Raw genomic sequence first — 21,721 nt, forward strand, 5'->3', positions numbered from 1 at the left:
CCCTCTCCCCGGTGGGGAGAGGGCTTTTGGAAAAACTATGCCCAACCTCTCGACCATCCTCTCTGCCCGCAGCCCGCTCACCCTCGCAGGCGTGCCGACCGGCTTCCTGCCATGGCTGCTCGCGGACCTTGCCCGTGCCGCCACCACCCGCGCGGTGTTCATCGCATCGGACGAGGCGGAGATGCGCGCGATCGCGAGCGCCGCACAATATTTCGCGCCCGAGCTCGAAGTGATCAGCTTCCCCGCCTGGGATTGCCTGCCCTATGATCGCGCCTCGCCCACGCTGCGGGTGATGGCCGAGCGCGTCGCGGCCCTCCACCGGCTGCAGCAGCCGCGCAAAGGGCCACAACTCCTCGTCACCACGGCCAATGCCGCCGCCCAGCGCACGCTGACGCCGTTTCGCGTCCGGCAACTGGTCGCAACGCTCCGCCCCGGCGAACGCATCGGGCGGGACAAGCTCGCCGGGCTGCTGCAGGCAAACGGCTATCAGCGCGTCGAGACCGTCACCGATTCGGGCGAGTTCGCGGTGCGCGGCGGGCTGGTCGACCTGTTCCCCAGCGGGGAGGACCACGGTCTGCGGCTCGACTTTTTCGGCGACGAGATCGAGAGCGTCCGCACCTTCGACCCCGGCGACCAGCGCACTACTGGGCGGGTGGAGGGTTTCACCCTGCTCCCCGCCTCCGAAGCGTTGCTTGATGAGGAAAGCGTCAAGCGCTTCCGCAGCCGGTACCGCGAACGCTTCGGCGCGAATGCCACCGGCGATCCGCTCTATCAGGCGATCTCCGAAAGCCGCCGTCTGTCGGGGATGGAACATTGGCTGCCGCTGTTCGAAGACAAGCTGACGACGCTTTTCGACCATCTGGGAGAAGGCGCGATCATCGTGCGCGATTCAGGGGTCACGGCGGCAGCGGAATCACGGTTCGAGGCAATCACCGATTATCATGCCAATCGGGTGCGCGCGCAATCGAGCGACCCCGGCAGCTATCGACCGCTACCGCCCGAGTTGCTGTACCTGAAGGCCGATGAATGGGCCGATCGGCTAACCGCCTCAGTCGCGCATCTCATCACCCAATTCCACGAGCCTGACAGCGCGACGGTCATCGATTTCAACGTCGATGGCGCGAAGGATTTCGGGCCAGAACGCGCATCGGGCGCGAATGTATATGAAGCCGTCGTCGCGCACATTGCGTCCGAGCGCGCTCGCAATCGCAAGGTCGTGCTGGCGAGCTATTCAATCGGTGCGCGCGAACGCCTGACCGGGTTGCTGCGCGACCATGGCCTCAAAAACCTTTCCGCTGCAGAAACCTGGCAGGAAGCACTCGGCGTCGCCCACAAAAGCGTCGCGCTGATCGTTCTGCCGCTCGATCACGGTTTTGCCGCGCCCGATGTGGCGCTGCTGACCGAACAGGACATGCTCGGCGACCGGCTCGTCCGCCGCGCCAAGCGCCGCAAATCGGCCGATGCCTTCCTCGCCGAGTTGGCAACGCTCACCCCTGGCGATCTTGTCGTCCATGTCGATCACGGCATCGGCCGCTATACCGGGCTGACCTCCATCCCAGTCGGCGCGAGCCCGCATGATTGTGTCGCGCTCGAATATGCCGGCGGCGACAAGCTCTATGTGCCCGTCGAGAATATCGACGTGCTCAGCCGCTATGGCAGTGACGATGCGGCGACGCTCGATCGCTTAGGCGGCGAGGCTTGGCAGCGCCGCAAGAGCCGGATGAAGGAACGCATCCGCGAAATCGCGGGTGAACTCATCGCGATTGCCGCCGAACGCGCGCTTCGCCCCGCCGATATCGCCGAACCCGATGCAAGCGCCTATCCGAGCTTCGTCGATCGCTTCCCCTATGCCGAAACCGATGATCAGGATCGCGCGATCGGCGAGGTGCTGGAGGATCTGGCGGCGGGCAAGCCGATGGACCGGCTGATCGTCGGCGATGTCGGCTTCGGCAAGACCGAGATCGCGCTGCGCGGGGCGTTCGTCGCGGCGATGGCGGGGCTGCAAGTTGCGATCGTCTGCCCGACGACGCTGCTCGCCCGCCAGCATTTCAACAATTTCGTCGCACGGTTCGAAGGCTTTCCGCTGCGGATCGGTCGCCTCTCTCGACTTGTCACCGCCGCCGAGGCCAAGGCGACGCGCGAGGGGCTGGAGGATGGCACGATCGATATCGTCATCGGCACCCACGCCATCCTTGCCAAAAGCGTCGGCTTCAAGCGGCTCGGGCTGGTCGTGGTTGACGAGGAGCAGCGCTTCGGCGTCACCCATAAGGAACGGCTGAAAGCGCTCAAGACCGACGTCCACGTCCTCACCCTCACCGCCACGCCGATCCCGCGCACCTTGCAAATGGCGATGTCGGGCTTGCGCGAGCTCTCGGTCATCCAGACGCCACCGGTCGATCGCCTCGCGGTGCGCACCTATGTGATGCCCTGGGACCCGGTTGTCCTGCGCGAAGCATTGCTGCGCGAACATTATCGCGGCGGGCAGAGCTTCTTCGTCACGCCGCGGATCAAGGATTTGCCCGATATCGAGGAATTCCTGACCAAGGAGGTCCCCGAAATTCGCTATGTCGTCGCCCACGGCCAAATGTCCCCGACCGAGGTCGAAGAGCGGATGTCTGCCTTTTACGACAAGAAGTTCGAGGTGCTGGTCTCGACCACCATCGTCGAAAGCGGGCTCGATATTCCGAGCGCGAACACGATGATCATCCACCGCGCCGATCGCTTCGGCCTTGCTCAGCTTTACCAGTTACGCGGACGCGTGGGTCGCGCCAAGACGCGCGCCTATGCCTATCTGACCACGCCTGCCGACCGGATCGTCACCGAGACGGCGGAAAAGCGGCTGAAAGTGCTGTCCGATCTCGAAAATCTGGGCGCGGGATTCCAGCTCGCCAGCCACGATCTCGACATTCGCGGCGCTGGCAATCTGCTCGGCGACGAGCAATCGGGGCACATCCGAGAGGTCGGCTATGAACTCTACCAGTCGATGCTCGAAGAGGCGATCATGGACGCCAAGGCGGGCGGCATGGCGAAGCGCCCGCGCGATTTCTCACCGCAAATCACGATCGACGCGCCAATTCTGATTCCCGACGAATATGTCCCCGATCTCGACTTGCGCATGGGGCTGTATCGCCGCCTGAACGACATCGACGAACCGCAGGGGATCGAGGCGTTCGCCGCCGAGCTGATCGACCGGTTCGGCAAGCTGCCCGATGCGACGGAGAATTTGATCCGGCTGATCGAGATAAAGCTTCACGCCAAGGCAGCCGGCGTTTCGAAGATCGATGTCGGTCCGCGTGGGGCCTTGGTATCGTTCCATGATGACAAGCCCCCGAACATCCCGGGGCTGCTCGCCTATGTCGAACGCGTCGGCGCGATTGCAAAGCTGCGACCAGACAGCAAGCTGGTGCTCACCCGCGCCTGGGGCGATCCGAAGGCGCGGCTCAACGGCGCGCTGCAACTGGCGCGGGGGCTTGCCAAGGCGGCCGGCTGAATGCTGTCTTTATGCTCGGAAACGACTATAGTTGGTCGGTATAGCATCTGATCCGGGGGGATCGATTGGCACGTCTGACTGTCGCTGAACGCTGGAAATTGTTGGCCGATACGGTCGATCAACTTGTGCATGCCACTTCGGTCGACGCCGTGGTCGACATCGTTCGCCCCGTCGCGCGGTCAATCGCGCAAGCGGACGGGATCACGATCGTCAAGCGGATCGGCGAGGAAACCGATTATCTGGCAGAGGATGCGATCGACACGCTTTGGGCCGGCATGCAGTTTCCGATCGACAAATGCCTCGCCGGGCGCGCGATGGTGGAGGAACAGACGGTCATCATCCCCGATATCACCCATGTCGAGGGCATCCCGCTTAACGTCTATCTCGCCACCTTCATCCGCAGCCTGATCGCGGTGCCGATCGGCGACGTAAAGCCAACCTATGCCATTTGCGCCTATTGGCAGGAGGCAGGACCGATCGACAGTGACACCGTCGCGCTGATGGAAGCGCTTGGTCGCGTTATTGGCGGGGTCATTGCGGTGCTCGAGGTGCTGGCCATCGCAGAGGGACGGAGTAGCCTCGCCGCTTAGCTGCTGTGATCGGCGATGATTTTCCAGCCGCCCGTTTCCTTCGCAAAAACCAGGCTGGTCGGTCCGCTTTGTGTTTTGCCGTCGGTATAGGTCAGAGTGTAGCGCCCGATATAGATCGCATGGGTTGGGTCGAGCAGCCTGAAATCAAGCGTTTCGAAGGTTAGCACGCCACGCTTGGCGGCATTGGCGAAATCATATTTTGTGCGGTACCGCTCGCTCATCACCGCCTTGCCGCGCAGAACGCCCTCCTTGGTGACAAAACTTGTCTCCGGCCCATCCGAATAGACCGCCATGAACTGGTTGATATCGCCGCTATTCCAGCCAGCCGCGCTATCGTTCATTACCTTCTCGACCGCGTGCTTTTCCGGTGGATGCGCCGCAACTGGCGCGGCCAAGACAATCGCGACCGACGTCACCAGGTAACCGAACGGGCGGTTCATCATCATTTCCTTTTTTCTGTGATCAACGCGGCCAATGAATCAGTATCCAGCGGCTCGGCGCACAGAAACCCCTGATAATATTGGCACCCTTCCTTGGCGAGCAGATCGAGTTGCTGCTCGGTTTCCACCCCTTCGGCGATAACCGAAAGCCCCAGCGAGCGCGCCATATCGATCACCCCGCGCACGACGATCCGGTCGCGAGTCGATCCGGCAATGTCCTGCGCCAGTTTCTTGTCGATCTTCAGATAATCGAGCGGGAGCGCCTTCAGATAGGCAAGGCTTGAGTAACCGGTGCCGAAATCGTCGATCGCGACGCGACACCCTGCACTGCGCAGCGCCGCGAGCAGCGTTGCGGCGATGCTCAGATCCTCGATCAATCCGCTTTCGGTGATCTCCACCGTCAGCCGCGCGCGCGGAAAGCCGCTGCTGTCGACGCGGTCGAGAAAGATATCGGCAAAGCCCGGTCGAGCGATATCGGCTGCCGTCAAATTCAGCGCCAATCGCAATTTCGCAAGGGATACAGGCCAGCGCGCCGCGCGGTCGAGTACAATGCGCTGAATGTGATCCGACAAGCCAATGACCAGATCGGCGCGATCAGCAGCGGCGAACAATGTCTCGGCGCCAAGCGGCCCCATGGTCGGGTGGTCCCAGCGCGCGAGCGCCTCCACGCCGGTAATCTGTCCCGTCGCGATCGCGACTTGTGGCTGGAACAGGATATCGATCTCACCCTGCTCGATCGCGCGGCGCAGATCGACCGCGAGCGTATCGATCGGAGCGCCCTCTTCCCCGTCACGGCGTGCGATGTGGATCGTCAGGCTGTCCGACGCCTTGGCCTCGGCCAGTGCCTCGCTCGCACGTCGCAGCAGCATGGCGGTTGTATCGCCGGCCTCGGCAGGCGCGATACCGATCCGACAGCCAAGCACCGCCACCGCACCGCCCGCAACAAAGGGCCGCGTAAGCGCTTCGGCGATCCGGCCAGCGGCGAGTTCGACCCGAGCGGGATTGTCCACCGCTGCGACCAGAAATTCCGATCCCCCGAGCCGCGCTACAATCGCGCCGCGCCCCAATAGCTCGCCGGTAATATCCTCGACCCGCTTCTGCGCCGTACGTAGCAGCACATCACCTGCCGGGCGACCATAAGCGGAGTTGACGATGTCAAAGCGGTTCAGTGCGACCAGCATTGCCTGAACGGGCTTGTCGCCCGGCATTTCCAGCCGCCGGTCAAGCCAAAGCCGTGCACCGGCCGCGTCGCGCACGCTCGATAACGCCTCGCGAAGCACCGCGGCCGGTTCGGGAATACCCGCCAGCCGCTCGACCACAGCATCGATCGCCCCTGTGTCGCGATCCACAGTAAGATGATGGACCACCCGGCCAACCCCGGGGAGATCATGCGCAAAAGCCGTTGCCGCGCCGGATGCCATCAGTCGACGCAGCGCCCGCAAGGCGATCGGTCGTTCATCGTGCGCCAGGCGGTGAAGCAATGTGCGCGGACTGGTGATGTCTCCCGCCGCCAAAATATCAGCTAAACCGGCCGTCAGCTGCAGCGCCGGAGATTTGGGATCGTAACGCCAGCCAAGCGCGTCGACTTGGCCCCTTACGGACTTCCAGTCGCCCGCCATGCGTTCCGCATGTCGTGCCGCAAAACGCAGCGTTTGAATGAATTCATCCTCGCTGTGCGGGCTCGACAGGAAATGCGTCGCCCCCGCATCATGCAGCGTCCCCACCTCGCCAACGTCGCCGCGCGAGACGAGGACGAGCAGCGCGCCACCATTCGCAGCAATCGTATCCCCCAACGCAGCCACCGCCGCCAGACCATCACCCAACGCACCGCGCGCGTCGACAACCGCGACCTGCGCGCCACTGGCAAGGAAGCGCTGTTCTGCGCCATCCGCCCGGCGCGCGGCGATCACCTGCCACCCGCCGCGTGACGCCAGCGCCGCGAGTTCATCGCGCTGCCGGAACGACAATATGAACAGCGCCGCCGCTGCGCAGCCGTGCCGCGCAGGATCAACATCGGGGTCGCGGGCGGCATCGCTCATCCGTGGGAGCCTAACGCCCACAGCTGGGTTCGCCAATGCGCAAAGCCACTTTGCGGTACAGGGTTGTTTGCAGGGCTGCGAAGGCTTAGCTCGGTGTTCATGTCGTGCGCCCCCTCCCTTGTCGACAGCTTCGGCCGGACGATCAGCTATCTGCGCATTTCGGTAACGGACCGTTGCGATTTGCGCTGCCGCTACTGCATGGCAGAAGAAATGACGTTTCTGCCCAAGGCAGCGCTGCTGAGTCTTGAGGAAATCGCGATCATCGCCGAGCGGTTCATCGCGCGCGGCATCACCAAGATCAGGCTGAGCGGCGGCGAGCCGCTTGTCCGCCGTGACGTGGCCGAACTGGTGCGGCGGCTGGGGCGCCATGTCGGCGCTGGGCTCGACGAGCTGACCATGACCACCAACGGCACCCGGCTTGCCGAGCATGCCGAGGCGCTGGTGGCCGCCGGTATTCGCCGCATCAATGTGAGCCTCGACAGCCTTGACGCGGATGTGTTCCGCCACATCACCCGCCACGGCGACGTCGCCCAAGTGATCGACGGCATTTTCGCCGCCAAGCGCGCCGGATTGGCGATCAAGATCAATATGGTGGCGCTTAAAGGTCTCAACGAGGGTGAGATCGCCCCGATGCTCGAATGGTGCGGCAGCAACGGCTTCGATCTGTCACTGATCGAAACCATGCCGATGGGTGCAATCGACGAGGACCGTGCCGATCGCTTTCTGCCGCTGACCAAAGTGTTCGACGATCTGTCGAAAGCGTTCGATTTGTCGCGCGACGATCATCGCAGCGGCGGCCCGGCGCGCTATTGGCGGGTCGGCAATCACGGCACCCGGCTTGGCCTCATTTCGCCGCTCACCGCCAATTTCTGCGACGGCTGCAACCGCGTTCGGCTGACGACTGAGGGCAAACTTTATATGTGCCTTGGTCAGGATGATCAGGTCGATCTGAAATCCGTGCTTCGAGCCGAAGGCGTGGCAGGGCTCGACGCCGCCCTCGATACCGCCATGCGGCTGAAACCGGCGCGGCATGACTTTCAGATCGCTCCCGGCGGTGCTCCAGCCGTTGCCCGCCATATGAGTGTGACCGGCGGATGAGCCAGTATGAGCGGCGCGCGTTGGTCGTCTCGCCCACGGCGGCGGCGCAGGCGGCAGCGCATGAGCTGCGGCACAATTACGAATGGGTGCCGGTGAATCAGGCGACCATGATCGTGGCGCTGGGCGGCGATGGCTTCATGCTGCAGGCGCTCCACAGCCAATTGGAAAGCGCGCGCGATCCGCTGCCGGTGTTCGGAATGAACCTGGGCACGGTCGGTTTCCTGATGAACGAATGGCGGCTCGAAGGGCTCGACGGGCGGCTCGAGCGCGCCAAGGCGTTCAAGGTCACACCGCTGCGGATGATTGCCGAGACGATATCGGGTGAGCGCCATTCGGTGCCTGCCATCAACGAAGTCTCGCTGCTCCGCGAAACGCGCGAGACCGCGAAGATCGAAGTGACCGTCAACGACCGGATCGTGATCCCGGAGCTGGTCTGCGATGGAATCCTCGCTGCCACCCCCGCCGGGTCGACCGCCTATAACTTTTCCGCACAGGGCCCCATCCTGCCGCTCGGCTGCGGGCTCACCGCGCTAACCCCGATCAGCGCGTTCCGCCCCCGGCGCTGGCGGGGCGCGATCCTGCCCGACAAGGCGCGGATTTCGCTCCGCGTGCTCGAACCCGCCAAACGCCCGGTCAGCGCGGTCGCCGACCAGACCGAAGTGCGCGATGTCGCCCGTGTCGATATCGCGATGGACCGCAGCCGCGAGCTGACATTGCTGTTCGATCCCGAACATGCGCTGGATGATCGCATCACGATGGAACAGTTCATCTCCTGATCGCGGCCGGCGCCGGGCAATCCGGCATAATCCGCGAAACAGGGGTTGCATCCGCTGCGACCCGGCCATAAAGGCTGCGCTTCGCTGTTCCCTGATAGCTCAGCGGTAGAGTAGGTGACTGTTAATCACTTGGTCGTTGGTTCGAATCCAACTCAGGGAGCCACTTTTCCTAGCTTTTGATCGCGAGGGCGTTGCCAGCGGCACGCCGATCCCCCTAGGGTGCGACCCGACAAGCCGGCGACACCGGCAATCGGGAGAAGATGCGCCATGCGCCACACTGCGATCACTGCCGCCCTGCCCTTTTGCGCCACGGCCCTGCTCCTCGCCGGCTGCTCGGCCGCACCCAAGACCGATGCGGAAGGTTTCGTGATCGACGCGGGGTTCGAGGCGAAACTGCAGGAGCAACTGCTCGATGCCAAACCCGGCACTGTGGTGCTGATTCCGGCGGGCAAATACGCGCTCACCCGCTCGCTGAGTGTTGCGGTGCCCGGCGTTACGATCCGCGGTGCGGGCATGGATAAGTCGATCCTGTCGTTCAAACGCCAAAGCTCCGGCGCGGAAGGATTGCTCGTCACGGGCGATGATTTCACGCTGGAAGACGTTGCGATCGAGGACAGCAAGGGCGATGCGCTGAAGATCAACGGCACCAAAAACGCCGTCATGCGCCGCGTCCGCGCCGAATGGACCGGCGGCCCCAAGACGTCCAACGGCGCCTACGGGCTTTACCCCGTTCAGGTCACCAATGTGCTGATCGAGGGCAGCGTGGTGAAGGGCGCTTCGGACGCCGGCATCTATGTCGGCCAGTCGACCAACATCATCGTCCGCAACAACCGCGCCGAACAGAATGTCGCCGGCATCGAGATCGAGAATTCGACCGGTGCCGATGTGTACGACAATATCGTCACCGATAACGCGGGCGGCATTCTGGTGTTCAACATGCCCGATCTGCCCGTCCCCGGCAGCAAGACGCGCGTGTACAAGAACAAGGTTACCGCTAACAACCACGCCAATTTCGCGACCAAGGGCACGGCGGTCGCTTCTGTCCCGCCGGGTTCGGGCGTGATCATCAACTCCAACGACGATGTCGAGATTTTCGACAATGATCTGAAGGACAATCAGACCGCCAACGTCATCATCTCCAGCTTCTACTCGCTGGGTTTCGAGGCAACGCGCGGGATTGCGGCGGCCTATGATCCCTATCCGGAAAACATCTATGTCACCGGCAACCGCATTTCGGGCGGCGGCGACAAGCCCGGCGCGCGCTATGCGCCGCTCAAGGCGCTTGGCGGCGGCGCATTGCCGGCCGTGCTTTGGGACGGGTTCGTCAACCCAAAGATCGCCAAGCCCGGCATCTGCGTCCAGAATGGCGAAGCGAAGCTGTTAAACATCGATGCCGCCCATAAATTCGCCGGGGCGAAGATCGACGAGAGCGTCAATTGCGCCCCCGCCACCCGGCTGCCGACGATCAGCCTGCCGCCTGCGATGATCGAAAAGCGCTGACGCCCATGACGCGATTACTGCTGCTGATCTTGTTGTCGCTATTCCTCGCGGGGTGCGCGACCCGCCCGTCCGGCGTGACCTTCCACGCCGAGGAGAATCCCCAATCGCTCGATGATTGGGGCCTGTTCGACATCAAGGACGGGCGGATCACGCCCCGTGCGGGCCTTGTCACCTACGAACTCGCGACGCCCCTGTTCAGCGACTACGCGCAGAAATGGCGTGCAGTGTTCGTCCCCAAGGGCATGGCGGCGACATATGATCCGGAAAAGACGTTCGATTTTCCCGTCGGCACGGTGATCGCCAAGACATTTTACTACACCACCCCGGCCGGCTTCGCGCCCGGCCAGAGCAGCCGCGTGATGAAAGCCACCCCCGCCAGCTACCAATCGGGGGTTGCCGGGCTCGATCTGTCGCAAAGCCGCCTGATGGAAACCCGGCTGATGGTGCGCCGCGCGGGCGGCTGGGAAGCGCTCCCTTATGTGTGGAACGCCGAACAGACCGAGGCGACGTTGCAACGGACGGGTGCGGCGATCCCGCTCGAATATATCGATGGCGGCAAAACGACACGCTTCACCTATGCCGTGCCCAATGTGAACCAGTGCGCGGGGTGCCACGCAACTGACAGGACCAAGGCGCTGATGCCGATCGGCCTGCAGGCGCGCCACCTGAACCGCGACTTTCCAGGCGAAGGCGGCGATATCAATCAGCTCAAGCGACTGGCGATGATCGGCTATCTGAAAGGGGCGCCCGATCCCGCCGCCGCCGCGCGCAACGCCCGGTACGATGACTCCACCGCCGATGTCGGCGCCAGGGCCCGCGCCTATCTCGACATCAACTGCGCACATTGCCACAGCGCGACGGGCCCCGCCCGCGTTTCCGGTCTGTGGCTCGATTCAGCCACCAAGGACCTTCGCAAACTGGGGGCATGCAAGCCACCGATCGCGGCGGGCAAGGGCACTGGCGGGCATGAATTCGGGCTCGTGCCCGGCCATCCCGATCAGTCGATCCTCGCCTATCGTCTCGCGACCAACGATCCCGGTGAAATGATGCCCGAAACCGGCCGCAGTTTAACGCACGCGGAAGGAGTCGCGCTGATCAACGAATGGATTGCGGGGTTGAAGGGCGGATGCGGGGCGGCGGGGTAGTCGGGATGATGGCATCATGCCCCCCCCCGCCCGTTCGTGTCGAGCGAAGTCGGGACACCTTGCGCAACGCTTTTGGCCTGTTTCTCGACTTCGCTCGAAACGAACGGATCACGTAAAAGTCATTACGTTCAACCGATAGGCCGTCACCCTGAACTTGTTTCAGGGTCCACTACACCCCTCGGGCGAACGGCTGCGGCGGCGAAGTGGATGCTGAAACAAGTTCAGCATGACGGATTGGTGGAGGGGGTCCCCCTACCCCAGCGCCTTCCGCAGCAATTCGTTCACAACGCCCGGATTGGCCTTGCCACCCATCGCCTTCATCGTCTGGCCGACGAAGAACCCGAACAGCGCTTCCTTGCCCGCCTTGAACTGATCGACCTTGTCGGCATTGGCGGCGAGGATATCGGCGATCACCGCTTCGATCGCACCGGTGTCGCTGGTCTGCTTCAGCCCGCGCTCCTCGACGATCGCGCCAGCGTTCTGGCCGGTCTCGAGCATGATCTCGAACACCTGCTTGGCAAGGCTGCCCGATAGCGTGCCATTGGCGACCAACCCGAGCAATTCTGCCGCCTGTGCGGGGGTTACGGGCGAACTCGAGATATCCCGGCCCAAACGGTTGAGCGCACCGAACAGTTCTGAGGTCACCCAGTTCGCGCCTGCCACCGCCGGTGAACCCGCCTCGAGCAGCGCATCGAACCAGCGCGCCGCGTCGACATCCGCCGTCAGCACGGCCGCAGCATAGGGCGTAATCCCCAGCGCCTCATAGCGCTTGCGCTTGGCATCGGGCAGTTCGGGCAAGGACGCGCGGCATTCCTCCAGAAACGCATCATCCAGCACCAGCGGCAGCAGATCAGGATCGGGGAAGTAGCGATAATCATGCGCATCTTCCTTTGACCGCATCGACCGCGTTTCGTTGCGATCGGGATCGTAGAGCCGCGTTTCCTGGACGATCCGCCCGCCCTCCTCCAGCACCGCGATCTGGCGCTTGGCCTCCTGCTCGACCACCGCCATCACAAAGCGGACCGAATTGACGTTCTTGGTCTCGGTGCGCGTACCGAGGTTCGGATCGCCGACCTTGCGGACCGAGACGTTCACGTCGGCGCGCATCGATCCCTGATCCATGTTGCCGTCGCACGAGCCGACATAGCGCAGAATCGATCGCAGCTTCGACAGATATGCCCCTGCTTCGGCAGGAGAAGCCATGTCAGGCTTCGACACGATTTCCATCAGCGCCACGCCGGACCGGTTGAGATCGACATAGCTGCGCGTCGGGTGCTGATCATGCATCAGCTTGCCGGCATCCTGCTCGACATGAATGCGTTCGACGCCGATCCGTTTGGTCGCCTGATCGGGGTTCTTGTCGTCGAGCGAGATCATGATCGCCCCTTCCCCCACAATCGGGTGGTAAAGCTGGCTGATCTGATAGCCCTGGGGCAGATCGGCGTAGAAATAATTCTTCCGGTCGAACCGCGACCATGTGTTGATCTGCGCCTCGATCGCCATGCCGGTGCGCACCGCCTGCCGGATGCATTCACGGTTGGGCACCGGCAACATGCCCGGCATTGCCGCGTCGACCAGCGAGACCTGGGTGTTGGGCTCGGCACCGAAGGCAGTCGCCGCGCCGGAAAAAAGCTTGGCGTTCGACGTCACCTGCGCATGAACTTCGAGGCCGACAACGACCTCCCAATCGCCCGTTGCGCCGGAAAGGATATAATCGCTCATCTTACCACCAAGCCCCCGGTCGCGCGGTGAACCCTGCCCGCTCTTCCAGCGCCAGACACGCGTTCAGCACGCCCTGCTCATCAAGCGCACGACCGATGATTTGCAGCCCGAGCGGCAACCCCGCCTTGTCGAGCCCGCCCGGCACACTCATTGCTGGCAGGCCAGCCAGCGATGATGGAACCGTGAAGACGTCATTCAGATACATCGCGATCGGATCGGCGCTCTTTTCGCCCAGCGCGAATGCCGCGCTCGGTGCGGTGGGGGTGAGCAGGTAATCGCACGCTTCAAACGCACGGTCGAAATCGCGGGCGATCAGCGTGCGAACCTTCGATGCCTGTGTGAAGTACGCATCGTAAAAGCCTGCAGATAATACGTAAGTGCCGATCATGATGCGGCGCTTTACTTCGTTGCCGAAGCCCGCTGCCCGGGTGGCGGCATACATATCCTGCAGGTTTGCGCCCTCGGGCAGGTCGCGCAGACCGAAGCGCACCCCATCATAGCGCGCCAGGTTGGATGAGGCCTCGGCTGGCGCGATGATGTAATAAGCGGGCAGCGCATATTTGGTGTGCGGTAGCGATACCTCGACGATCTCGGCACCGGCATCCTTCAGCCAATCGATGCCCTGCTGCCACAGCGCGTCGATCTCGCTCGGCATGTTGTCGACCCGGTATTCCTTCGGGATGCCGATCTTCTTGCCCGCCATGCTGCTATTCAGCCCGGCTTCCCATTGGGGCACCGGCAGGTTGAGCGAGGTCGCATCCTTTGGGTCGAACCCTGCCATCGCCTCCAGCATGATCGCGCAATCGCGCACGTCGCGCGCCATCGGCCCGGCCTGATCGAGCGACGAAGCGAACGCCACCACGCCCCAGCGCGAACAGCGACCATAGGTCGGCTTGATGCCCGCAATGCCGACAAACGCAGCGGGCTGGCGGATCGAGCCACCCGTATCGGTGCCGGTCGCCGCCGGGCAAAGTCGCGCGGCAATCGCTGCCGATGAGCCGCCGGAGGATCCACCCGGCGCGAGCGGCGCATTGCCGCCATCGCTGCGCCGCCACGGCGAGATGACGTTACCGAACGCGGATGTCTCGTTCGACGATCCCATCGCGAACTGATCCATGTTGAGCTTGCCGAGCATGCCAGCGCCCGCCGCGAACAAATTGCCCGACACGGTGGATTCGTACTGTGGCGTAAAGCCTTCCAGAATCAGGCTGGCGGCGGTGGTCGGCACGCCCTTGGTGCAGAACAAATCCTTCATGCCGATCGGCACGCCGGCGAGCGGCTTGAGGACCTCGCCCGCCGCGCGCGCGGCATCAGCTTCCTTGGCGGCAGCAATCGCATGATCAGGGGTTTCGACAAGGAAAGCGTTGAGCGGCTTGGCTTTGCTCACCTGAACGATGAACGCTTCGGCAACTTCGCGCGCGGAAAAAGTGCCCGCGCGCACGCCATCACGAATGGCGGCCACGCCGAGATCGGTGAGATTGGTCACAGGAACACGCCCCTTCCCGTCTTCCCCGCGAAAGCGGGGACACATGGATGCGGTGCCATAGCATTGGTCGTGATGCCGTGGGTTCCCGCTTTCGCGGGAATGACGGCAAGTAAGTAGGGCCGCATTATTCGATCACCTTCGGCACGGTGAAAAAACCGTGTTCAGCCTGTGGCGCATTGGCGAGCACCGCATCGCGGACGTTGCCGTCAGTCACGACATCGTCGCGCAACCGCAGCGTGTTCGCGATCACCGCGGTCATCGGGGCGACGTCCTTGGTGTCAACCTCGCCCAGTTGCTCGATCCAGCCCATGATATTTTCAAGCTCGGGCGCAATGCGCGCGGCTTCGTCCTCGGTAATCGCAATGCGGGCAAGGCTCGCAATCTTGCGGACGGTGGTGATGTCTACTGCCATGCAGGTGCGGCTAGCAGAGGGCGCGCTTGCCGCGCAACCTATTCGAACGGTTCGCCGACGGGGGAACCGCCGACAAATAGCTGGCGACGCTGCACGACGCGTATGTCGATTTGCCCCGCCAGGAAGGCTGCCGCGATTTTCTGTCGCTCGGCGGGCGGAATCAGGCGCTGCTCTGTGCGGTTTGAAACTGTCCAACCGGTTCGGGTCTCAACCAACCTGCCGATTCCGCAGCTAGGCGCTGCAACCATTGCGGGCGTTCCCGACGCTTGGGGTATCGTAAGCACACAATCGGCTTGCACCGCCCACGCTTCGGTCGCGCCGGGCGTGTAGATCAACGTGCATTGTGCCTTATCGTCAGGACCGCACGCATCCCAGCCCGGCAGGATTTTCAGCAAGCCGGGCGGCAGCGCGACCGGCTTTGGCAGAATGCGCAAGCGATCACCGATCCCCGCGAGCGCGCGGTCGCGCTGGACGATCTGTTCCACATCATAGCGCGACTCCACCTTGGCAACGGCCACCGCCTTGGCGGCAATCTTGGGGTCGCGAGAAGCAGTCAGCCGCTTCAGCGCCACTTGCCCTGGCGCGCCGAAATCGAACGCGAGCGCGCGCCAATCGAATTTGTCGGCACTCACCTTGCCTGACGTTAGCCGCGCGACCTGATCGGCCGTCGAAATCGCGTTGAAGCTGAGGATCGGTGTGGCGAGGAACAGCGCCACCGCCGCCACGCCAAAGCCAAGCAGCACATTGGCCGACCGCGCATAGGGTGCCCAATCGATCCGCCCCCGCGCTACCGATACCAAATAGGCCAAGCCATAAGCACTCGCCAACACCACAAACGTCAGCGCCCAGAGCCGGTCGGGCGTAAAGCCATATTGATTGATTCGCAGTCCCGTCGCGATCGCAGCGATGATCACCAGCGGCAGCATCACCAGCGCGAGTATCGTTGCGCCGAAGCGCAGCACGGGGTTCCGCGCTTCATCATTGCCGCCATTGCCAATGACGGCATTGGCGAGGATCAATGCCCCGATCACGCAGCTCAGCAGGATCGGCGTGGTCGATCGCGTCGCCTCCCACAGCGCGCCAAGCCCGGTAAACGGAAGCGCCACCAGAAATAGCAGCAACCCAATCCCGAGGACCGGCGCAAGCACGCCGAGGACCGCCGTCACGACCCGCTGAAGCAGCCGCACGATCCGGTCGCGCTCGCGCAGCAACCCCACCGCGCCGCCAAAGGCTGCGCCAATCATCAGCGCGATCACCCAGTCCTTCTGCAGCAGCTTTTCAAGGAAATCGATCTTGATCAGATTGAACAGCGCCGCCAGCAGCCAGCTCATTAGAAACACCACGCCAACGAACGCCCAGCCCGCAAACCAGAGCACAACATTGGTCCAGGCATGGCCGTGCAGCTCGGCATAGGGAAAGCGCCAGCGCCCTTCATCACGCGCGGTCTGGAAGAGCGGCGCGGCAATCGCGATTGCGATGAACAGGCTGGTCAGCCGCCAGTTCCAGAAATCGGGCGAGCCGCCGGGCACGCCCTGCCAATAGACGATCAGTCCCGACGCTGCGCCAATGATCAGACTGAACGCGATCGCCCAGCCAAGCCGCAGTCGTTCAGCCACAAAGCCGAAGCCGATCGCGGTCGTCCCGATGCCAACCGCGATAGCGAGCCGGTCGGTCGGCGGCGGCGTGATCCCGTTGGATAGCAATTGCTGGATCGCCAGCGCTGCCGCCGCGCCGATCCCGGCCAGCAGCATCGGCCGCAGCGGCCAATCGCCATCGTCACGGGCATCCGGATGGTGCATCTGCTCGTTCATCGGCGTCCTCCACGGTCAATCGCTGCGGTATAGCCCAAGGGGCAATTGCAGGCGAACCATTCATCGGGCAGGGACGGCGCGTTGCGGTGGCTGCCCTTCCCCGCTTTTTTCCGGAGTGCGCCGCGTGGCCCGCAAATTTCTGTACGCCTTTGCTGTCCTGATCTTTCTGGTGATCGCCGCCGCGCTGACATTTCGGCTGTACGGCGATCAGCTGATGCGGATCGCGCTGGTGCCGTCCGCTGCGTTCGAGGCCTTGCCCGGCGTTGGTGCGCGCGACTATGCCAAGCCCGGCATGTGGCTCGCCCGGCCCGACAAGCCCGGCAACCCCGCGCACTGGACGCCGCCAGGCTACAAACCCACCGTCAAGCCCCGCGCGGCGATGTTTTACATCCACCCGACATCCTATCTCGAACGCGCGCGCTGGAATGCGCCGCTTGATGACAAAATCGCCAATGACCGGGCCGCGCTGTTCCTGCGCGGTCAGGCAACGGCGTTCAATGAAAGCGCGGCGATATGGGCACCCCGTTATCGTCAGGCGACGTTCGGCGCGTTCCTGACTGGCCAGAAGGAGGCGCAACTGGCGCTCGATCTGGCGTATGGCGATGTTGCAGCGGCGTTCGATTCGTTCCTGACGCAGATCGGCCCCGATCAGCCGATCATCCTTGCCGGCCATAGCCAGGGTGCGTTGCACCTGATGCGGCTGCTGCGCGAGCGCGTCGCGGGCAAGCCGCTCGCCAAGCGGATCGTGGCGGCCTGGGTGATCGGCTGGCCAATCTCACGCTCCGCTGATCTCCCTGCGCTTGGCTTGCCCGAATGTCGGACGGCGGATCAGGCAGGGTGCATCCTGTCGTGGCAGAGCTTTGCCGAGCCTGCTGATCCGACGCTGATCGTCGACAGCTATAACGCGTCCACCGGGATGAGCGGTAAACCCCGTAAGGGCACCGCCATGCTGTGCACCAATCCGATCACCGGCACGCCGAACGCGACTGCACCGGCCAGCGCCAATCTGGGCACCCTCGTCCCGTCAAAAGATATGGGAACTGCGACGATTGTTGCGGGCGGATTACCGGCGCGGTGCGATCCGCGCGGTTTCCTGTTGATCGGGCCGCCGCCTGCGCAGATCGACAAATATGTGCTGCCTGGGAATAACTATCACGTGTTCGATTACAGCCTGTTCTGGGCCAATGTCCGCGCCGATGCCGCGCGGCGGCTGGCGGCGTTCGAGGCGCGATGATCACGACTGCCGCTGCGGATTTTCGCGCGGTCCTGCCGCAGGGCGGGCGGCTGATTGGGCTCGATGTCGGTACCAAGACCATCGGCACGGCGCTCGCCGATGCCGGGTGGAGCTTCGCCTCCCCTGCCATCCTGATCCGCCGGACGAAGTTCACCGCAGACAAGGCTGCGATTGCACAACTAATCGCCCAGCAATCGGTGGTCGGTATCGTCATCGGCCTGCCGCTGAACCTCGACGGGACCGATAGCCCGCGCACCCAATCGACCCGCGCCTTTGCCCGCAACATGGCCGATCTGGGCCTGCCGATCCTGCTCTGGGATGAACGCTGGTCGACCCAGGCGGTCGAGCGCCAGATGATCGCCGAGGATATCAGCCGCGCCAAACGCGCCGAACGCATCGACAAGATCGCCGCAAGCTACATCCTGCAAGGTGCCATCGATGCGCTGATGATGGGGTGAGGTCAGCGCAGGATGGTCTTGCCGATGGAGGTGATCCGGCACGCCAAGTCGCCCTCGCCGCTCGCCACGATCCAGGCATCCCCGCCATCGACGATGCCGGTCGTGAAGACGATATCGCGCAGATACATCAGATCTTCGATCGGATCGGTCAACGCCGGGGCCGCCTCTAGCAGCGGCGCGGCGCCCGTCGCGATCACCTTTGCCGGGTTAGCCGCTTCGAGCAGCGACCAATATGTGCGGTAGATGCCGACCCCGCCAGCCGGTTCCACACCGTGCCACAGACTTAGCCAGCCGTCCGGCGTCAGGATGGGCGGCGCGCCACCGCCGATGCGGGTGATGCCCGGCACAGGCGCGCTCAGCGGGCGGATGCCCGGCACCGGATGCGGCCGCCAGTGGAGCGCATCGGGAGAGGTTGCGAGGTTGATCGAGGGGCCCGCGCGCCATGGGCTGCCCGGCGGATAGGCGAAGTACAGGTCGCCCAGCGGCCGGGTCTGCGCCCAATATTGCCCGCCGATCAGCCCCTGAAAGATCAGCATGTCCTTGTTCTGGTGATCGAGCACTATCCCCTCGAGCCGCCAGTCGAGCCCGTTGTCGGACGTGTAGAGGATCGTCGAGTGGCGCTCCGGGCTGACGGCACAGGCGGTCATCCAATATCGATCGCCGATCTGACTGATCCGGGCATCCTCGATCCCGTAGCACTGGTAATCAGCCATCGGCGCGATTACCCGATCATAATGGGCCGCGACGATTGCCGTGCCATCCGCCGTCAGTTCGACAGGCAACAGCCAAGACAGCGATGTAAGCCCCAGCACCTTCCAGCCCTGCCCCCGCACGGCAAAGGTGCGTGGATCGCTGGTGTCGACCAGATCGAGCGGCCAGGCATCGATGTGGTAGGTACCTTCGGCCCAGCGGATCGCATGAATATGACCGTCCTGGACAGGCGTGCGGAGCGCTTCCGCCACCCGCACCATCAGCAGCAAGTTACCGTTCGGCAGGCGCGCAAGGCCGGGATTGAACGCGCCAAGGGCATAGGTTTGAACCGGTAGCTTGCCGGCCAGTGGCGAGCGCGACAGATCGATATCGTTCGGCGTAAAAATCAGCGCATCGGCCAGAATCATTGTCGTCCTTCGGGCGACCAATCACCCATAGCGCCAGCAGCTAGACCGATCACGCAGCGACAGGTTCCCTCGCCACGCGGGCAAGCAGCGCATTTATTGCCTCCATCGCCTCCGGCTCTTCGAGCGTCGGCGCATGCCCAACATCTGGCACGGTCACCAAGTCACTGCCCTCGATTGCCGACACCATTCGCGTTGCCACGGGTTCGGACAGGATATCGGACAATCCACCGCGCACCACCAGCAATGGTACGCCCGCCAGCCGGTCGAGCGCACGCCACATATCCGGCCCCGCCTCATTGCCCGGCAACCGGAATGGTTCGGCGATTTTCATGTCGTAATCGAGCACGATCCGCCCCGATGCGTTCAACCGGTACAGCCGCTTGGCCATCGTCAGCCACTCACTGATCTCATATCGCGGATAGGCATCGGCATTGCTTTCGGCGACGGCACGCGCGGCGTGCATCCAGGTCGGCCAGGTATGGCTCTTGCCGACATAGGATCGGATACGGGCAAGCCCCGCCGGGTCGATATCGGGGCCCACATCATTCAGCACTGCGCCAGCCAGCGATTCTCGCGCCGCTCCTGCGAGCAGCATCGTGACGATTCCACCCAGCGACGTGCCGATCGCGACATAGCGCGTGCAGCCAATCTCCCCCAGCAGCTTTTCGACATCCTGCACGTAAACGAGCGGGACATAGCTCATCGGATCCTTGGCATAGCCGCTCTCGCCACGACCGCGCAGGTTAACGACCAGCACACGCCACTCGGCGGACAGCCGCTCCGCCAGCACATCGAAATCGCGGGCGTTGCGCGTCAGCCCCGGCAGGCAGATGATCGGCGGGCGACCTTCGGCTGCACTAGGATCGCGCGGCGCATAATCGCGCGCATGGAGACGAATCCCGTCATTCGACCACCAATATCGATTTTCATATGCAGCCATGGTTGCGTCCTTGCACGCCTGCCCTCCATATCGCGGCATGACCGCCAACCCGCAACCCGCTCCGTTCCGTCCCGCGACGACGATCCTCGAATTGGGCGATTCGTTTTACGACGCCGTCGAGTCGGCACCCTTTCCGCAAGCGATCCTGCGGTTTCGCAACGATCGCGCCGCCGCGAGCATCGGCCTGGACGGGCTGGACGATGCGGCCTGGGTCCAGCATTTCGCCCGCTTCGTTCCCCTGCCCGACAGCCTGCCGCAGCCGTTAGCGTTGCGGTACCACGGGCATCAATTCCGCGTGTACAACCCCGAAATCGGCGATGGCCGCGGTTTTCTGTTCGCCCAGATGTATGATGATCGCGGTCGACTGATGGATCTGGGCACCAAGGGATCAGGGCGCACGCCATGGAGCCGTTTTGGCGATGGTCGGTTGACGCTGAAAGGCGGCGTGCGGGAAATACTGGCAACCGAGATGCTGGAGGCGCTAGGCGTCAATACGTCACGCACCTTATCGTTGATCGAAACAGGCGAAGCGCTAGAGCGGAATGACGAGCCGTCGCCGACGCGCGGCGCGGTGATGGTGCGGCTGAACCACGGCCATATCCGCATCGGTACGTTCCAGCGGCTTGCCCATCTGCGCGATGAAGACGGGCTGCGCACCCTCACCGACTATGTCCTACGGCATTATTTCGGCGATCCCGGCGGTCTGGACGGTCCGGTGCGGCTGCTCGATCATGTCGTGCGCGGCACGGCGACCTTGTCGGCGCAGTTTATGGCGGCCGGCTTTGTCCATGGCGTGCTTAACAGCGATAACATCAACGTAACCGGCGAAAGCTTTGATTATGGGCCGTGGCGGTTCAATCCGACCTGGGCGCCCGATTTCACCGCCGCCTATTTCGATCACGCCGGGCTCTATGCGTTCGGCCGCCAGCCTGAAGCGATTCACTGGGACGTCATGCAACTCGCCGTGTCGCTACGGCTGATTTTCCCCGCCGAACCGCTGATCGCGGTGCTCGACAGCTTTGGCGAGCATTACCAGCCTGCCGTCACCGATGCGATTTTGTGGCGGCTTGGCGTGAGGCCGCGCAACCAATCGGAGGATCGCGCGCTGATTCAGGCCATCGAGCCCGTGCTTCGAGGCTCCGACACGTCGATCGACCGCTTTTTTCAGGCAAGCTTCGGTGGTGCGATCCCGACCCATTTCGGTGCCGAATTCGACGAAGCCCGCGCATTGCTCGCCCCCTATGTCGCCCGGAAGGCGCGCGATCACGCTTATTGGCAAGCTGATGCCCCCTGTTCGATGCTGATCGATGAGGTCGAATCGATCTGGGCCGATATCGCCGAGCGGGATGATTGGACGGCCCTCAACGCCAAGATACTGGCGATTCGCGATTTTGGGGCTGCACTGGGCGATTGATAGGGTCCAGTTGGCAATCCTGTCCAAAATGAGGCAAGAGCGCGCAAC

17 protein-coding genes and 1 tRNA gene are annotated in these 21,721 nt (G+C 63.5%); 10 read left to right on the forward strand and 8 right to left on the reverse strand.

Features of this window, described 5'->3' with window-relative positions; translation table 11 throughout:
* The first annotated feature begins 37 nt into the window (after positions 1-37).
* Both mfd and B7Y49_RS11770 read left to right on the forward strand, forming a co-directional pair.
* On the forward strand, positions 38-3,490 hold the full coding sequence (gene mfd, locus B7Y49_RS11765) for a transcription-repair coupling factor (RefSeq protein WP_374127786.1): 3,453 nt from the start codon (positions 38-40) through the stop codon (positions 3,488-3,490).
* Between the two features lie 65 nt (positions 3,491-3,555).
* On the forward strand, positions 3,556-4,080 hold the full coding sequence (locus B7Y49_RS11770) for a GAF domain-containing protein (RefSeq protein ID WP_374127787.1): 525 nt from the start codon (positions 3,556-3,558) through the stop codon (positions 4,078-4,080).
* Here B7Y49_RS11770 and B7Y49_RS11775 read toward each other — a convergent pair.
* Together B7Y49_RS11775 and B7Y49_RS11780 are read right to left on the reverse strand one after the other, a co-directional pair.
* Positions 4,077-4,520, reverse strand: a complete 444-nt coding sequence (locus B7Y49_RS11775; RefSeq protein WP_374127788.1) for an SgcJ/EcaC family oxidoreductase — start codon at positions 4,518-4,520, stop codon at positions 4,077-4,079. The genes B7Y49_RS11770 and B7Y49_RS11775 overlap by 4 nt on opposite strands.
* Before the next feature lie 2 nt (positions 4,521-4,522).
* Positions 4,523-6,559 (reverse strand): putative bifunctional diguanylate cyclase/phosphodiesterase, encoded by a 2,037-nt coding sequence (locus B7Y49_RS11780; protein WP_374127789.1) that lies wholly within the window; start codon positions 6,557-6,559, stop codon positions 4,523-4,525.
* A gap of 99 nt (positions 6,560-6,658) precedes the next feature.
* Between B7Y49_RS11780 and moaA the strand changes: the two genes are divergently transcribed.
* From moaA to B7Y49_RS11805, 5 genes are all read left to right on the forward strand, one after another.
* Positions 6,659-7,657, forward strand: a complete 999-nt coding sequence (gene moaA, locus B7Y49_RS11785; protein WP_374127790.1) for a GTP 3',8-cyclase MoaA — start codon at positions 6,659-6,661, stop codon at positions 7,655-7,657.
* Entirely contained in the window at positions 7,654-8,433 is a 780-nt protein-coding gene (locus B7Y49_RS11790) for an NAD kinase (protein WP_374127791.1), read from the forward strand. Before moaA ends, B7Y49_RS11790 begins: the two co-directional genes overlap by 4 nt.
* 88 nt (positions 8,434-8,521) lie before the next feature.
* Positions 8,522-8,596 (forward strand) — tRNA-Asn (locus B7Y49_RS11795).
* A gap of 104 nt (positions 8,597-8,700) precedes the next feature.
* Positions 8,701-9,933: a parallel beta-helix domain-containing protein gene (locus B7Y49_RS11800; RefSeq protein ID WP_374127792.1), complete on the forward strand. Its 1,233-nt coding sequence runs from the start codon at positions 8,701-8,703 to the stop codon at positions 9,931-9,933.
* A 5-nt stretch (positions 9,934-9,938) separates the two neighbouring features.
* A complete protein-coding gene (locus B7Y49_RS11805) occupies positions 9,939-11,078 on the forward strand; it encodes an SO2930 family diheme c-type cytochrome (RefSeq protein WP_374127793.1) in 1,140 nt (379 codons plus the stop codon).
* Between the two features lie 252 nt (positions 11,079-11,330).
* Here B7Y49_RS11805 and gatB read toward each other — a convergent pair whose 3' ends face one another.
* The 4 genes from gatB to B7Y49_RS11825 all read right to left on the reverse strand — a co-directional run bounded on the left by gatB (position 11,331) and on the right by B7Y49_RS11825 (position 16,509).
* The gene (gene gatB / locus B7Y49_RS11810; RefSeq protein WP_374127794.1) at positions 11,331-12,800 is read right to left on the reverse strand and encodes an Asp-tRNA(Asn)/Glu-tRNA(Gln) amidotransferase subunit GatB; all 1,470 of its coding nucleotides are present in this window, start codon (positions 12,798-12,800) and stop codon (positions 11,331-11,333) included.
* Between the two features lies 1 nt (position 12,801).
* Positions 12,802-14,286: an Asp-tRNA(Asn)/Glu-tRNA(Gln) amidotransferase subunit GatA gene (gene gatA / locus B7Y49_RS11815; RefSeq protein ID WP_374127795.1), complete on the reverse strand. Its 1,485-nt coding sequence runs from the start codon at positions 14,284-14,286 to the stop codon at positions 12,802-12,804.
* 124 nt (positions 14,287-14,410) lie between these two features.
* Entirely contained in the window at positions 14,411-14,698 is a 288-nt protein-coding gene (gene gatC, locus B7Y49_RS11820; RefSeq protein WP_374127796.1) for an aspartyl/glutamyl-tRNA amidotransferase subunit C, read from the reverse strand.
* A gap of 38 nt (positions 14,699-14,736) precedes the next feature.
* Positions 14,737-16,509: a DUF4153 domain-containing protein gene (locus B7Y49_RS11825; protein ID WP_374127797.1), complete on the reverse strand. Its 1,773-nt coding sequence runs from the start codon at positions 16,507-16,509 to the stop codon at positions 14,737-14,739.
* Between the two features lie 124 nt (positions 16,510-16,633).
* Here B7Y49_RS11825 and B7Y49_RS11830 point away from each other — a divergent pair, with 124 nt between their 5' ends.
* Together B7Y49_RS11830 and ruvX are read left to right on the forward strand one after the other, a co-directional pair.
* Positions 16,634-17,743, forward strand: a complete 1,110-nt coding sequence (locus tag B7Y49_RS11830) for a DUF3089 domain-containing protein (protein ID WP_374127798.1) — start codon at positions 16,634-16,636, stop codon at positions 17,741-17,743.
* Complete coding sequence (gene ruvX / locus B7Y49_RS11835) at positions 17,740-18,201, forward strand: RuvX/YqgF family protein (protein ID WP_374127799.1); 462 nt, start codon at positions 17,740-17,742, stop codon at positions 18,199-18,201. Before B7Y49_RS11830 ends, ruvX begins: the two co-directional genes overlap by 4 nt.
* 2 nt (positions 18,202-18,203) lie before the next feature.
* Here ruvX and B7Y49_RS11840 read toward each other — a convergent pair whose 3' ends face one another.
* Positions 18,204-19,319 (reverse strand): glycosidase, encoded by a 1,116-nt coding sequence (locus B7Y49_RS11840; protein ID WP_374127800.1) that lies wholly within the window; start codon positions 19,317-19,319, stop codon positions 18,204-18,206.
* A 49-nt stretch (positions 19,320-19,368) separates the two neighbouring features.
* On the reverse strand, positions 19,369-20,259 hold the full coding sequence (locus tag B7Y49_RS11845; RefSeq protein WP_374127801.1) for an alpha/beta fold hydrolase: 891 nt from the start codon (positions 20,257-20,259) through the stop codon (positions 19,369-19,371).
* Between the two features lie 37 nt (positions 20,260-20,296).
* On the opposite strand from B7Y49_RS11845, the gene B7Y49_RS11850 reads away from it, so the two are divergent.
* Positions 20,297-21,673, forward strand: a complete 1,377-nt coding sequence (locus B7Y49_RS11850; protein ID WP_374127802.1) for a protein adenylyltransferase SelO family protein — start codon at positions 20,297-20,299, stop codon at positions 21,671-21,673.
* Positions 21,674-21,721: the final 48 nt, after the last annotated feature.

It is taken from the genome of Sphingomonas sp. 28-62-11, from assembly GCF_002278865.1.
GTDB lineage: Bacteria > Pseudomonadota > Alphaproteobacteria > Sphingomonadales > Sphingomonadaceae > Sphingomonas.

Coding starts and splice junctions, on each gene's coding strand:
- B7Y49_RS11800 (WP_374127792.1), top strand. CDS start 8,701: ATGCGCCACACTGCGATCACTGCCGCCCTGCCCTTTTGCGCCACGGCC.
- moaA (WP_374127790.1), top strand. CDS start 6,659: ATGTCGTGCGCCCCCTCCCTTGTCGACAGCTTCGGCCGGACGATCAGC.
- ruvX (WP_374127799.1), top strand. CDS start 17,740: ATGATCACGACTGCCGCTGCGGATTTTCGCGCGGTCCTGCCGCAGGGC.
- B7Y49_RS11825 (WP_374127797.1), bottom strand. CDS start 16,509: ATGAACGAGCAGATGCACCATCCGGATGCCCGTGACGATGGCGATTGG.
- B7Y49_RS11775 (WP_374127788.1), bottom strand. CDS start 4,520: ATGAACCGCCCGTTCGGTTACCTGGTGACGTCGGTCGCGATTGTCTTG.
- gatC (WP_374127796.1), bottom strand. CDS start 14,698: ATGGCAGTAGACATCACCACCGTCCGCAAGATTGCGAGCCTTGCCCGC.
- B7Y49_RS11790 (WP_374127791.1), top strand. CDS start 7,654: ATGAGCCAGTATGAGCGGCGCGCGTTGGTCGTCTCGCCCACGGCGGCG.
- B7Y49_RS11805 (WP_374127793.1), top strand. CDS start 9,939: ATGACGCGATTACTGCTGCTGATCTTGTTGTCGCTATTCCTCGCGGGG.
- gatB (WP_374127794.1), bottom strand. CDS start 12,800: ATGAGCGATTATATCCTTTCCGGCGCAACGGGCGATTGGGAGGTCGTT.
- mfd (WP_374127786.1), top strand. CDS start 38: ATGCCCAACCTCTCGACCATCCTCTCTGCCCGCAGCCCGCTCACCCTC.
- B7Y49_RS11840 (WP_374127800.1), bottom strand. CDS start 19,319: ATGATTCTGGCCGATGCGCTGATTTTTACGCCGAACGATATCGATCTG.
- B7Y49_RS11845 (WP_374127801.1), bottom strand. CDS start 20,259: ATGGCTGCATATGAAAATCGATATTGGTGGTCGAATGACGGGATTCGT.
- B7Y49_RS11850 (WP_374127802.1), top strand. CDS start 20,297: ATGACCGCCAACCCGCAACCCGCTCCGTTCCGTCCCGCGACGACGATC.
- B7Y49_RS11780 (WP_374127789.1), bottom strand. CDS start 6,559: ATGAGCGATGCCGCCCGCGACCCCGATGTTGATCCTGCGCGGCACGGC.